Origin of the sequence: Geodermatophilus ruber, from assembly GCF_900114385.1 — a bacterium.
In the GTDB taxonomy this organism is placed as follows: Bacteria; Actinomycetota; Actinomycetes; order Mycobacteriales; family Geodermatophilaceae; genus Geodermatophilus; species Geodermatophilus ruber.
This window is the reverse complement of record NZ_FOSW01000012.1, coordinates 124442-137391: the sequence shown is the minus strand read 5'-3', so window position 1 is coordinate 137391 and position 12950 is coordinate 124442. Positions and strand designations below refer to the sequence as shown.

The 12950-nt window shown below is 74.0% G+C and carries 10 protein-coding genes; 5 read left to right on the top strand and 5 right to left on the bottom strand.

What is annotated here, in order from left to right; translation table 11 throughout:
* Nucleotides 1-26: 26 nt before the first annotated feature.
* Together mce and BMZ50_RS18030 are read right to left on the bottom strand one after the other, a co-directional pair.
* A complete protein-coding gene (gene mce, locus BMZ50_RS18035; protein ID WP_091327569.1) occupies nt 27-485 on the bottom strand; it encodes a methylmalonyl-CoA epimerase in 459 nt (152 codons plus the stop codon).
* 94 nt (nt 486-579) lie between these two features.
* Entirely contained in the window at nt 580-1434 is an 855-nt protein-coding gene (locus BMZ50_RS18030; protein WP_091327566.1) for an alpha/beta fold hydrolase, read from the bottom strand.
* Nucleotides 1435-1664: 230 nt separating this feature from the next.
* Between BMZ50_RS18030 and BMZ50_RS18025 the strand changes: the two genes are divergently transcribed.
* From BMZ50_RS18025 to BMZ50_RS18005, 5 genes are all read left to right on the top strand, one after another.
* Nucleotides 1665-2852, top strand: coding sequence for an acetyl-CoA C-acetyltransferase (locus BMZ50_RS18025; RefSeq protein ID WP_091327563.1), 1188 nt, complete (start codon nt 1665-1667; stop codon nt 2850-2852).
* Nucleotides 2849-3877: a methylmalonyl Co-A mutase-associated GTPase MeaB gene (gene meaB, locus BMZ50_RS18020; protein ID WP_091327561.1), complete on the top strand. Its 1029-nt coding sequence runs from the start codon at nt 2849-2851 to the stop codon at nt 3875-3877. Before BMZ50_RS18025 ends, meaB begins: the two co-directional genes overlap by 4 nt.
* 23 nt (nt 3878-3900) lie before the next feature.
* Entirely contained in the window at nt 3901-5376 is a 1476-nt protein-coding gene (locus tag BMZ50_RS18015) for a phytoene desaturase family protein (protein WP_091327558.1), read from the top strand.
* Between the two features lie 109 nt (nt 5377-5485).
* Nucleotides 5486-6010, top strand: coding sequence for a MarR family winged helix-turn-helix transcriptional regulator (locus BMZ50_RS18010; protein WP_091327555.1), 525 nt, complete (start codon nt 5486-5488; stop codon nt 6008-6010).
* 55 nt (nt 6011-6065) lie between these two features.
* Nucleotides 6066-7034 (top strand): tetratricopeptide repeat protein, encoded by a 969-nt coding sequence (locus BMZ50_RS18005; protein ID WP_091327725.1) that lies wholly within the window; start codon nt 6066-6068, stop codon nt 7032-7034.
* A gap of 3 nt (nt 7035-7037) precedes the next feature.
* Here BMZ50_RS18005 and BMZ50_RS18000 read toward each other — a convergent pair whose 3' ends face one another.
* The 3 genes from BMZ50_RS18000 to glgB form a co-directional block, all read right to left on the bottom strand.
* Entirely contained in the window at nt 7038-8450 is a 1413-nt protein-coding gene (locus tag BMZ50_RS18000; protein WP_143087218.1) for a neutral zinc metallopeptidase, read from the bottom strand.
* 71 nt (nt 8451-8521) lie between these two features.
* Complete coding sequence (locus tag BMZ50_RS17995; RefSeq protein WP_218146328.1) at nt 8522-9916, bottom strand: neutral zinc metallopeptidase; 1395 nt, start codon at nt 9914-9916, stop codon at nt 8522-8524.
* Nucleotides 9917-10106: 190 nt separating this feature from the next.
* Nucleotides 10107-12902, bottom strand: coding sequence for a 1,4-alpha-glucan branching protein GlgB (glgB, locus tag BMZ50_RS17990; RefSeq protein WP_091327548.1), 2796 nt, complete (start codon nt 12900-12902; stop codon nt 10107-10109).
* Nucleotides 12903-12950 lie beyond the last annotated feature (48 nt).

The following is a 12950-nucleotide window of genomic DNA, read 5'->3' as shown; positions in this document are numbered from 1 at the left end:
ACCGGTAACTCGAGCGGCGAGTCGGGTCAGGAGTGCGGAGCGCGAGCCGGCTCGACGAGCTCCACGAGCACCCCGCCGGCGTCCTTGGGGTGCACGAAGTTGACGCGGCTGTCCGACGTCCCGCGCTTGGGGGTGTCGTAGAGCAGCCGCAGGCCGCGCTCGCGCAGCGTCGCGCTGACCGCCTCGACGTCGTCCACCCGGAAGGCCAGCTGCTGCAGACCCGGGCCCGAGCGGCCGATGAACTTCGCGATCGTCGACTCCGGCGTCAGCGGCGCGAGCAGCTGGATGCGGGTGTCGCCGTCCCCGACCGCGAGCATCGCCTCGCGCACGCCCTGCTCCTCGTTGACCTCCTCGTGCACCGAGTGCACGCCGAAGGCCTGAGCGTAGAAGGCCAGCGCCTCGTCGAGGTCGGGGACGGCGATCCCGACGTGGTCGATCGTGGTGAAGAGCTCGGTGGGCAGGCCGGCATTCGTGTCGGTGGTCACGCCGGAATCCTCCCGTGCGCCCGTCCGGGACGACAGCTCGATGTGGCGGGAGTCACGCGGGGGCCCGGGAGCCCGGGCCTCGCCCGGCCGTCGCTCAGCGCCCCAGGAAGTCCAGCAGTGCGCGGTTGAACTGCTCGGCGTGCGAGACGTTGATCCCGTGCGGGCCGCCCTCGATGACGACCAGCTCGCTGTTGGGCAGGAGCTCGTGCGAGCGCTTGCCGCTCACCTCGAACGGGACGATCGCGTCGCTGTCGCCGTGGATGACCAGGGTCGGCAGCGTGATCGTGCCCAGGTCGCCGCGGAAGTCGGTGCGGCCGAAGGCGGCGATGCAGTCCAGCGTGCCCTTGGGCGAGGCGAACTCGGCGATGTGCAGCGCGTACTGCCGCATCGGCTCGCTGACCGCGCCCGACTTGCGGTCGAACACCCCCTTGCCGCCGGCGTTGAAGAAGTCGGCGGTGAACCCGTCGAGGAAGGCCGGCCGGTCGCGGCGCACGCCCTCCTCGAACTGCGCGATCGTGGCGTCGTCCAGGCCGCCGTCGGGGTTGTCGTCGGACTTGTAGAGGTAGGGCGGCACGGCCGCGGCGAGCACCGCCCGGGTGACCCGCGCGGTGCCGTACCGGCTGATGTAGCGGACCACCTCGCCACCGCCCATGGAGAAGCCGACGAGCGCGACGTCGGTGAGGTCCAGGTGCCTGAGCACCGCGTCGAGGTCGGCGGCGAAGGTGTCGTAGTCGTAGCCCGTCCACGGCTGGGAGCTCTGCCCGAAGCCGCGGCGGTCGTAGCTGACGACCCGGTGGCCGGCGTCCACGAGGGCCGGCACCTGGGCCTCCCACGATCGGCCGGACAGCGGCCAGCCGTGGATCAGCACCACCGGCCGGCCGGAGCCGTGGTCCTCGTAGTGCAGCTCGACGGGGGTGCCCTTCTCGGTGCCGACGGGAATGCGGGGCATCGCGGTCTCCTCGGGCGTCGCGGTCGGGTCCGTCGAGCACTACCCGGTGGCTCCCGAGGACACTTCTCGGAGGCGTGTCGGGTGGGATGGATCACTCCCGGCCGCGATCTGCAGGTCGCTGCCGGGGGTGCGGTCCTATCCTGAGCAGCAGCCCGACGGCCGCCTCGCCTGCGCGGCCGGCCCGAAAAGACTCGGCCGCCAACGACGGTGGCCCGGCACTGGAGGCCCCCATGCCCCGATCGGTCATCGTGAGCGGCGCCCGGACCCCGATGGGTCGGTTGCTCGGTTCGCTGAAGGACTTCTCCGCAGCCGACCTCGGCGGGGTCGCCATCAAGGCGGCCCTGGAGCGGGCCGGCATCTCCGGCGACCAGGTCGACTACGTGATCATGGGACAGGTCATCCAGGCCGGGGCCGGCCAGAACCCGGCCCGTCCCGCGGCCGTCGCCGGCGGCATCCCGATGTCGGTGCCCTCGTTCACGCTCAACAAGGTGTGCCTGTCCGGTATCGACGCGATCGCCCTGGCCGACCAGCTCATCCGCGCCGGTGAGTTCGAGGTCGTCGTCGCCGGCGGCATGGAGTCGATGACCCAGGCCCCGCACATCCTCGCCAACTCCCGCACCGGCACGAAGTACGGCGACACCAAGCTCGTCGACTCGATGGCCCACGACGGGCTGTCGGACACCTTCGACCAGGTGGCGATGGGCGAGCTGACCGAGCAGGCCAACGCCCGCTACGACCTGACCCGCGAGGAGCAGGACGCCTTCGCCGCCGCCAGCCACCAGAAGGCCGCCGCGGCGGCCAAGAACGGCCTGTTCGACGACGAGATCACCCCGGTGCTCATCCCGCAGCGCAAGGGCGACCCGATCGAGTTCCGCGAGGACGAGGGCATCCGGGCCGACACGACGGCCGAGTCGCTGTCGAAGCTCAAGCCGGCCTTCGCCAAGGACGGCACGATCACCGCCGGCACCGCCTCGCAGATCTCCGACGGCGCCTGCGCGGTCGTGGTCATGTCCGCGGAGAAGGCCGCCGAGCTGGGCCTGACCCCGCTCGCCGAGATCGGCGCGCACGGCGTGGTCGCCGGGCCCGACGCCACGCTGCAGAGCCAGCCGTCGCGGGCCATCGCCAAGGCCTGCGAGCGCGAGGGCATCGACCCCAAGGACCTCGACCTGGTCGAGCTGAACGAGGCGTTCGCCGCGGTCGGCATCGTGTCCACCCGCGAGCTCGGCATCGACCCGGAGAAGGTCAACGTCAACGGCGGCGCGATCGCCCTCGGCCACCCGATCGGCATGAGCGGCGCCCGCATCGTGCTGCACCTCGCCCTCGAGCTCGGCCGCCGCGGCGGCGGTGTGGGCGCCGCGGCGCTGTGCGGCGGCGGTGGCCAGGGCGACGCGCTGATCGTGCACGTGCCCGCTCGTTGACCGAGGTCGCCGAGACGGCGGTCCAGACGCCGGCGCCCGCCGCCCTCCGGGGCCGGCGGGGCCGGCGCCCGGTCGACGTCGCCGACCTGGTCGCCCGGGCCCGCGAGGGCGAGGCCCGTGCCGTGGCCCGGCTGATCTCCCTGGTGGAGGATGCCAGCCCGGCGCTGCGCGAGGTCGCCGCCGCGCTCGCCCCGTACACCGGGCACGCCCAGGTCATCGGCCTGACCGGGTCGCCCGGTGTCGGCAAGTCGACGACGACGACCGCGCTGGTGCGCGCCTACCGGGGGGCCGGCCGGCGGGTCGGCGTCCTGGCCGTCGACCCCTCGTCCCCCTTCTCCGGCGGGGCCCTGCTCGGCGACCGGGTGCGCATGCAGGACCACGCCGGCGACTCCGGCGTCTACATCCGTTCGATGGCCTCCCGTGGGCACCTGGGCGGGCTGGCGTGGGCCACGCCGCAGGCGCTGCGCGTGCTCGACGCCGCCGGGTGCGACGTCGTGCTGATCGAGACCGTCGGCGTCGGGCAGTCGGAGCTGGAGATCGCCTCGCTGGCCGACACCACGCTCGTGCTGCTGGCGCCGGGCATGGGCGACGGCATCCAGGCGGCCAAGGCCGGGATCCTGGAGGTCGCCGACGCCTTCGTCGTCAACAAGGCCGACCGGGACGGCGCCGACCAGACCGTGCGCGACCTGCGCTACATGCTCTCCCTCGGTGGCCGGCACGAGACCGCCGGCGCCTGGCGCCCGCCGATCTGCCGCACGGTGGCCGCGCGGGACACCGACAACGGCATCGACACCGTGCTCGAGGCGGTGGAGGAGCACCGCCGCTGGCTGGAGTCCTCCGGCGAGGGGCACCGGCGGCGGGTGCAGCGGGCGGCCCGGGAGATCGAGGCGATCGCCCTGGCCGGGCTGCGCGAGCGGATGGGGGACGTCCGCGGCTCCGCGGCCCTCGGCGCGCTGGCCGACGCGGTGGTCGCGGGGGGGACCGACCCGTTCGGCGCCGCCGACCAGCTGGTCGCGCAACTCTGACCTGCTGAGGGCAGGATGACCGGGTGAGCGGGAAGCCGGACGCCGTCGTCGTCGGAGCGGGCCCGAACGGCCTGGCCGCGGCCCTGCGGCTGGCGGCCGCCGGGCTGCGGGTCCAGGTCGTGGAGCGGGCCGACCGGGCCGGCGGTGGTCTGCGCACCGAGGAGCTCATCCGGTCGGGCTACCGGCACGACGTCTGCTCGACGGTGCACCCGATGGCCGCGGCGGCGCCGTTCTTCCGCGAGTTCGACCTGCCCAGCCGGGGCGTGCGCCTGGTCCACCCGGAGATCTGCTACGCCCACCCGCTCGACGGGGGGCGCGCGGCGGTCGCGCGCCGCTCGCTGGAGGAGACCGCCGCGGGCCTCGGCCCGGACGGGCCGTCCTACGAGCGGTTGTTCGCCCCGCTGGTCGAGCACGGCGACGACGTCATCGACTTCTTCCTGTCCAGCCGGCTGCGGCGGCTGCCCACGCGCAGCGTCGGCCCCATCACGAAGTTCGGGCTCAACGCGCTGCCGAACGTCCGCTGGCTGGCCCGGCGGTACTTCGGCACCGAGGAGGGGCAGGCGCTCATCGCCGGTGCGGCCGCGCACGGCATGCTGGACCTCTCCCGGCCGCTCACGGCGGGCCTGGGGATGGTGCTGGGCATGCTCGCCCACCACGTCGGCTGGCCGCTGATCGAGGGCGGGTCGCAGAACCTGGCCGACGCCATGGTGACCGCGCTGGAGCAGCAGGGCGGCGAGCTGGTCACCGGGCACGAGGTCACCGACCTGCGCGAGTTCGACGGCGTGCCGGCGGTGCTGCTGGACACCACCCCGCGCGCGTTCGTGGCCATGGCGGGGGACCGGGTGCCCGAGGGCTACCGCCGCTGGGTGTCGCGGTACAAGCACGGGCCCGGCGTCTTCAAGGTCGACTGGATCCTCTCCGAGCCGGTGCCGTGGGCGAATCCCGACGTCCGCCGGGCCGGCACCGTCCACGTGGCCGGCACGCTGGAGGAGACCATCGCCGGGGAGGCGGCGCCAGCGGCCGGACGTCCGGCCGAGAAGCCCTACGTGCTCGCCGTCCAGCCGACCGTGCCCGACCCCACCCGGGCCCCGGCGGGCGGGCACGTCCTCTGGGCCTACGTGCACGTCCCGCACGGCTCCGACGTCGACATGACCGAGGCGATCGAGGCGCAGATCGAACGGTTCGCCCCCGGCTTCCGCGACACGATCGTCGACCGCGCCACGAAGAACGCCGTGCAGATGCAGCAGTGGAACCCCAACCACGTCGGCGGCGACATCTCCAACGGGGAGGCCTCGCTGTGGCAGATGCTGGCCCGCCCGGTGCCGCGGTGGAACACCTACAAGACCCCGGTCCGCGGGGTGTACCTCGCCTCGGCGGCCACCCCGCCCGGACCGGCGGTGCACGGCATGTGCGGGGACCTCGCCGCGCGGGTCGCCCTGCGCGAGGTCTTCGGCGTCCGGCACGTGCCCGCGCTGCGCCCCGCCCCCGTGCCGGCCTGATCCGACCGGTGCTCGGCGGGCTGCGTACGGGCCGGGAACCGAGATCGGCGGTGGCCGGCCTACCGCCGATCTCGGTGCAGTGCCGGGTCCTACCGGTAGCGTCGGGAGCATGGTCCGACCGCTGGGGCTGCCGTTCGATCCCATCGAGCGCGCCGGGGAGACGTGGGAGCGGCGGTTCGGTCCCGCCGCCGCGATGCGCGCCGCGACGTCGGTGTTCCGGGTGCAGCAGATCCTGCTCGCCCGCTTCGACGAGGCGCTGCGGCCGCACTGCCTCACCTTCGCCCGGTACGAGGTCCTCGTCCTGCTCACCTTCAGCCGCACCGGCGAGCTGCCGCTCAAGGTGATCGGCAGCCGGCTCATGGTCCACCCGACGAGCGTCACCAACGCCATCGACCGGCTGGTCGCCGCCGGGTACGTCGAGCGCCGGCCCAACCCGGCCGACGGGCGCGGTGTCCTCGCCGCCATCACCGACCGCGGCCGGGAGGTCGTGGAGCTGGCCACCGCCGCGCTGACCGGTCTGGAGTTCGGGCTGGGCGACGTTCCCGACGCCGAGCTCGACACGCTCTTCGACGTGCTCAGGCGGGTCCGGCTCGGCGCCGGGGACGTCGCGGGCGTGGGGCCGCCCGTCCGCTGAACCACACCGCGACACCGCCCCGCGCCCCGGGTGCGGTGGTGGGATGATCGAGACCATGCAGCCTTCTCGCCCCGGACGTCCCGACCCGCGCGCGCAGGCCCAGCAGGCCCAGCTGGCCGCCTCCCTCGCCGGCGCGGTCGACCTCGCCGCCGTCAAGGCGCGCTCCGAAGCGGCCGCCCGTGCTCAAGCCGCACCCCCGCCGAGCCCCGGCGCCCCGGCCGGTGCGCCCGGCGCCACCGTCGTCGACGTCACCGAGGCGACCTTCCAGACCGAGGTGCTCGACCGGTCCTTCCAGGTCCCGGTCGTCCTCGACCTGTGGGCCGAGTGGTGCGGGCCGTGCAAGCAGCTCTCGCCGGTGCTCGAGCGGCTGGCCGCCGAGGGTGGCGGGTCGTGGGTCCTGGCGAAGGTCGACGTGGACGCCAACCCCACGCTGGCCCAGGGCCTGCGGGTGCAGGGCATACCGGCGGTGAAGGCGGTCTGGCAGGGGCAGCTGGTCGCCGAGTTCACCGGCGCCATCCCCGAGGAGCAGGCCCGGGAGTTCGTCACCGAACTGGTGCGGGCGACCACCGGGGGAGCCGTCCCCGGCGGCGGCGAGGGGCAGCCGGCCGAGACCGAGGATCCGCGTCTGGACGCCGCCGAGGCCGCCCTCGAGCGGGGTGACCTCGCGGCCGCGGAGGCGGCCTACCAGGGGCTCCTGGACGAGGAACCCGATCACCCCGTCGCCGGGCTGGCGCTGCGCCAGGTGCAGCTGTTCCGCCGGGCCGACGAGGCCGGGCCCGACGCGCTCGTCCGCGCCGACGCCGCGCCGGACGACGTGGACGCCCAGAACCGCGCCGCCGACTTCCTCCTCGGCAACGGCGACGTCGAGGGCGCCTTCAACCGGCTGCTCGACGTCGTCCGCCGCACGTCGGGGGAGGACCGGGACAAGGCCCGCCGGCACCTGGTCGAGCTCTTCGGCATCGTCGGCGACCAGGACCCGAGGGTCGGCACCGCCCGCCGGCAGCTCACCCAGGCGCTGTTCTGAGCCTCACCGGACGCCGATGCCGCAGGCGCGGGGCCCCTCCAGGTACCCGCTGCGGAAGAGGTCGACGAGCTGGAACCCCGACAGCTCCACGTCGGGGAGGACCTGCGGGTCGTTGCCGTACTCGAGGAGGAACTGCACGCTCTCGTCCAGGTCGCCGGGGGAGATGACCACCCCCGGGATCGTGCCGTCGGCGACCTGGGAGCCGTACCAGCCGGTGAGGCACACCGCCGAGCGCAGCGCCGCCTCGTCGTCGGTGGCCAGCCCCAGCTGCTCCCGCGCGGCCCGGGCGTAGGGGATCGCCACGGCGGTGACGACCGCGAAGTCGCCCAGCTGCTCGTACGCGGGGCGGATGAGCTCGCGCTCGTCGTAGGCCACCAGGCCGTTCGGCGCGCCGTCGACGTCCCCAGGAGGGCAGTACACGAGGTCGGCGTCGGCGGCGGCGCACGCCGGCGCCCGGCCGGTGAAGGACTCGATCTCCGGAGCCCGGAACCGGGCGCCGAGCTCCTCGGTGAAGGCGCGCTCCCAGAACACCGGCAGGGACTGGTCGACGATCTGCTCGATCGTCCCGAACGGTGCGTTGCCCCCCGCCCGGAAGTCCCCGTCGCTGGCGAACTCGCTCTGGGTGTAGGCGCGGTCGGGACCGAACCGGTCGCGGCAGGGGGCCGCCCCGCCGTCGAAGCCCTCCTGGAACGCCGACACCCGGTCGAAGTAGGAGCCGTGCGCCTCGCGGGTGTCGGTCCCGGTCCCCACCGGGTCGCGCAGCAGCAGGTAGCCCCGCAGCAGCTGGTCGAGCTCCGGTTCCAGGATGCGGGTGTGCCCGGCCTCACCGGTGGCGACCCAGGCGGTCCACGCCCCGGCCAGGCAGTCGGCCTGCGTCTCGACGGCGATCGACGTGCGTGGGGCGCCCACCCGCGCCTGGACGGCGTGACCGAACTCGTGCGCCATGACCAGTGCCGGGATGAACCGGCCGTACCCGTGGGCGAGCTCGCCGAGAAAGGCACGGTCGTAGCTGATCGAGTCCGCGTTCGGGGACTGGGCAGGGCGGCAGTAGAACGCGTTGCCCTGGACCTCCAGCGGGTCGACGCCGCAGCTGAGCCCCTGCGGGTACTCGCCGGGGTCCACGGCCCCGGGGTCGACGCTGAAGTAGCCGCCGGCCAGCGGCTCGAGGACGACGCCGAACACCGCGGGGAGCTGCTCGGCCCAGAAGGTCTCCAGGTCGGCCAGCGCGTTGCGGGCCGAGACGTCGACCGGACCGTCGTCGGCGCCGACGATGCTCACCTGGTCCGGGCCGGCGTCGTCGGGGGCCCCGGGCAGCTGGGAGGGCCGGTCGACGACGACGGAGCACCCGCTCAGCACGAGGAGCGCGACCGCGGCCACCAGGCCCACGACCGCTCGGCGCAGCTGCAGGCGGTTCATGGCCCCACGATGGTCCCACCGCGGCGACACGCCCGCCCCCGGGCAGGCGTCGGGGCCGGGGCGGCGGGAGGTCAGAGGCCGACGTCGCAGCCGCCGCCCCCGTGGAGGAATCCGTCGCGGAACGCGCCGACCAGCTCGAACCCGGACAGCCCCGTGTCGGGCAGCACCGACTCGGTCTGGCCGTAGGTCAGCAGGAACGAGACGGCCTCGTCGACGTCACCGGGGGAGAGCGACGTGACCTCCCGGAAGTCCCCGGCGAAGAAGTCGGCGGTGTACCAGCCGGTCAGGCAGACCGCGGACCGGGTGGCGGCGCCGTCGTCGGTGGACAGGCCGAGCTGATCGCGGGCGGCCAGCGCGTACGGGAGGGCGATCCCGGTGGCCACCGCGAAGTCGCCGAGCTCGGCGTAGGCCGGCTCGATCAGGTCGGTCTCGTCGAAGTAGACGGTGCCGTCGGCGCCGCAGTAGCCGAGGTCCCGCCCGTGGGCCCCCAGTTCGCCGCAGTCGGGGGCTGTCCCGTCGAACGCCTCCAGGGCGGGGACCTGGAACCGGGTGCCGAACTCCGACGGGAAGATCGACTCGTAGAACAGCGGGAGGGATGCGTCGACGATGAGCAGTGTCTCGTCGTAGGAGGCGTTGCCCTCGTTCTCCAGGTCCCCGTGGTCGGTGAACTCCGCGGCGGTGAACAGCCGGTCCTCGTCGAACTCGTCGCGGCAGGCGGTCGCGCCGCCGTCCCATCCGGCGAAGAAGCCGGATACCCGGTCGAAGCCGGAGCCGTGGGCGCCGTCCTCGTCGGTCCCGGTGCCGACCGGGTCGCGCAGCTCCAGGAAGCCGACGACGACCTCGTCGAGCTCGGGGACCCGGAGGCTGGAGTGAGCGGCGTTGCCGTCGGCCACCCAGCGGGTCCAGGCGCCGGCGAAGCAGTCGGCCTGGGTCTCGCTGACGATGGTGTCGACGGTGTCCCACGTGCCGTTGCGGCCCTGGATCGCGTGGCCCATCTCGTGGGCCATCACCGCCGGCCCCAGGAACCGGCCGTGCGCGGCGGCGAGCTCCTCGATCAGTGCGCTGTCGTAGGCGACCAGGTCGCAGGGGAGGAGGTAGAAGGCGTTGCCCTCGACCTCGGAGGGGTCGACGGGCAGCCGGTCGCAGCCGATGCCGGTGTCGGGGTAGACGGCGGGGTCCAGGTCGTCGGCGTCCACCGCGAAGATCCCGCCCTCGAGCGGGACGAACGGCTCGCCGTAGAGCTCCGGGTAGGTCCGCTCCCAGTAGGTGAGCAGGTCGGCCATCGCGTTGCGGGCCAGCACGTCGATCGCGCCGTCACCGGCGCCGGTGATCGGCAGCGCCTCGGCCGGCACGTCGGTCAGGGGGTGCGCCGCGGCCGCGGTGCCGGTGACGGTGGTGGCGCAGCCGGCGAGCAGCATGCTGCCCGCGGCAGCCGCGGCGAGCGCGCGGCGCTGGACCTGCCTCATGGAGCCCCGTTCCCTCGTCTGGGCGGATGCCGCGGACCGACGGCGGCGCCGGGACATGATGCCTGGTCGCAGCCGTGCTGAGGGATCCCGGTGGCGCATCGGTACCGGATCGAGGCCCGGTCGCGCTGCGTGCGCGGCCGCGGGGCAGCGGGGCCGCGGCCGGGCGACGGTGCGCCCGGCCGCGCGGGGGTCAGCCCTCGTGCAGGAACCAGACGGTGCCGAGCGGGGGGCAGGACAGGGACGCCGAGTACGGCTGCCCGTGCCACGGTTCCTCGACGGCCTCGATGCCGCCCAGGTTGCCCACCCCGGAGCCGCCGTAGCCCTCGGCGTCGGTGTTGAGCACCTCGCGCCAGACGCCCGGCCGGGGCAGGCCGATCCGGTAGTCGTGCCGCGGGACGCTGGAGAAGTTCACCACGCAGGCCAGCGCCGGACCGGTGGGCGCCTCGGCCGCGCCGTCCTCCGTCGCGGCCGGGGCGGGCACCCCGTAGCGCAGGAACGACAGCACGTTGCCGGAGGCGTCATTGGCGTCGATCCACTCGAATCCGGCCGGGTCGACGTCCAGCGACCAGAGGGCGGGCAGCTCCTTGTAGCGGGCGTTGAGGTCGGTGACCAGTTGCAGCACCCCGCGGTGGGCGGGGTCCTCCAGGTGCCACCAGTCCAGCGAGCGGCTCTCGGCCCACTCGGCGTCCTGGGCGAACTCCGAGCCCATGAACAGCAGCTGCTTGCCGGGGTGGGCCCACATGTAGGCCAGGTAGGCGCGCAGGTTGGCCAGCTGCTGCCAGCGGTCCCCGGGCATCTTCCGCAGCAGTGAGCCCTTGCCGTAGACGACCTCGTCGTGGCTGATCGGCAGCACGTAGTTCTCGGAGTAGGCGTACATCATCGAGAAGGTCAGCTGGCCGTGGTGGTAGCTGCGGTGCACCGGCTGCTTGGACACGTAGGCCAGCGAGTCGTGCATCCAGCCCATGTTCCACTTGAACCCGAAGCCCAGGCCCCCGAGGTGGGTGGGCCGGGTGACACCGGGCCAGGCGGTGGACTCCTCGGCGATGGTCACGACGCCGGGCACCTCGCGGTAGACCGTCGCGTTCATCTCCTGCAGGAACGACACGGCCTCCAGGTTCTCCCGCCCGCCGTGCACGTTGGGCACCCACTCGGTGCGCGAGTAGTCCAGGTAGAGCATCGAGGCGACCGCGTCGACGCGGAGGCCGTCGATGTGGAACTCCTTGGCCCAGTACAGGGCGTTGGCGACCAGGAAGTTGCGGACCTCGGCGCGACCGAAGTCGAACACGTAGGTGCCCCAGTCCTGCTGCTCGCCGCGCCGCGGGTCGGGGTGCTCGTACAACGGCGTGCCGTCGAACCGGGCCAGCGCCCAGTCGTCCTTGGGGAAGTGGGCCGGGACCCAGTCGACGATGATGCCGATGCCGGCCTGATGGGCGCGGTCGATCAGGTAGCGGAGGTCGTCGGGGCTGCCGAACCGCGCGGTCGGGGCGTAGTAGGAGGTGACCTGGTAGCCCCACGACCCGCCGAAGGGGTGCTCGGCGAGGGGCATGAACTCGATGTGCGTGAAGCCGGCGGAGACCACGTAGTCGACCAGCTCGTCGGCCATCTCCCGGTAGGACAGGCCCTGCCGCCAGGAACCGGCGTGCACCTCGTAGATGCTCATCGGCCGCTCGTGCCAGCGGTCGTCGGCCCGGGCGGTCAACCACTCGTCGTCCGCCCATTCGTAGCGGGACTCGGTGACGACCGAGGCGGACAGCGGGGGCACCTCGGTGGCGAAGGCCAGCGGGTCGGACTTCTCCCGCCACACGCCGTCGCGCCCGAGGACGTGGTAGCGGTAGCGGGTGCCGGTCTGCACGCCCGGGATGAAGATCTCCCACACCCCGGAGGAGCCCAGCGAGCGCATCGGGTAGGCGCGGGCCTCCCAGTAGTCGAAGTCGCCGGTCACCTTGACGCCCTGGGCGTTGGGGGCCCAGACGGCGAAGGAGACGCCCTGCACCGTGCCGCGGGGTGTCTCGTAGCGCCGGACGTGCGCGCCGAGCACCTCCCACAGCCGCTCGTGCCGCCCCTCGCGGATCAGGTGCTGGTCGAGCTCGCCGACGGTGGGCAGCCAGCGGTAGGGGTCGTCGACGACGAAGGTCGTGGTGCCACCCTGGGCGTCGGCGTAGGCGACCTCGAGCCGGTAGTCACCGGGCTGCTCGGGCAGCCGGGCCTCGAAGATGCCGCCGGCGTGCACCTGCCGGGCTTCGTAGCGGGAGCCGTCCTCGCCGACGACGGTGACCGCGACCGCGTCCGGCCGCAGCGCGCGCACCACCCAGCCCTGGGTGGCGGGGTGCGCGCCGAGCACGCTGTGCGGGGCGTAGGACCACCCCTCGACGACGGCGCGCAGCTGCTCCTCGGAGACCTCGGCCGGCGTCATGTGCTGGGCGGCGCCCTCCTCCGCCGGCGGCTGCCCGTCGAGGTCCGTCGGCACCTGCGGGGTGCCCGGCTCGACCGGGTCGGGGCCCGGCCGCTCCGGCTGCGCCGTGCCGCCCTGCTCGGCCATGACATCGGCCTGGGCGACATCGGCCTGGGCCGCCTTCTTGCGCGGCGCCCGCCTGGCCGGGACGGTCGTCGCCGCGGGGCTCCCGGTCTCCGCGGCGGTCTTCTTCGCCGCCGTCTTCCGGGCCGCGGGCGCCTTCTTCGCCGCCGTCGTCTTCTCGGCCGTCGTCTTCTCGGCCGTCGCCTGCCCGGCCGTCGCCTTCACAGCCGTCGTCTGCTCCGCCGTCCTCTTCCTGGCGGTCGTCTTCTTGGCCGGCGCCTTCTTGGCGGCGGCCCGCTTGCGGGCCGGGGCGGCGTTCACGATCGGGTCGTTCTCCGCCGCCTCCGCCTGCGCGGTCTGCTCCTCGACGGCGGCCTGCAGTTCGTCCCCGGTGGCCGGCGGGCGCCCGCCGGTCAGGGGTGAGTCCGTGCTGCGCTCGGGCTCGCCGGTCACTCCGTCGGTGGATGTCATCCCCGTCGCCGTCCTCTCCGGTGCCGGTCGTTCCGTGGTCAGGGGCCC

Bases quoted from the DNA above. Each gene is read 5' to 3' on its own strand.
- BMZ50_RS18030 (WP_091327566.1), bottom strand. From the start codon at position 1,434: ATGCCCCGCATTCCCGTCGGCACCGAGAAGGGCACCCCCGTCGAGCTG.
- BMZ50_RS18025 (WP_091327563.1), top strand. From the start codon at position 1,665: ATGCCCCGATCGGTCATCGTGAGCGGCGCCCGGACCCCGATGGGTCGG.
- BMZ50_RS18010 (WP_091327555.1), top strand. From the start codon at position 5,486: ATGGTCCGACCGCTGGGGCTGCCGTTCGATCCCATCGAGCGCGCCGGG.
- BMZ50_RS18005 (WP_091327725.1), top strand. From the start codon at position 6,066: ATGCAGCCTTCTCGCCCCGGACGTCCCGACCCGCGCGCGCAGGCCCAG.
- BMZ50_RS18000 (WP_143087218.1), bottom strand. From the start codon at position 8,450: ATGAACCGCCTGCAGCTGCGCCGAGCGGTCGTGGGCCTGGTGGCCGCG.
- BMZ50_RS17995 (WP_218146328.1), bottom strand. From the start codon at position 9,916: ATGAGGCAGGTCCAGCGCCGCGCGCTCGCCGCGGCTGCCGCGGGCAGC.
- glgB (WP_091327548.1), bottom strand. From the start codon at position 12,902: ATGACATCCACCGACGGAGTGACCGGCGAGCCCGAGCGCAGCACGGAC.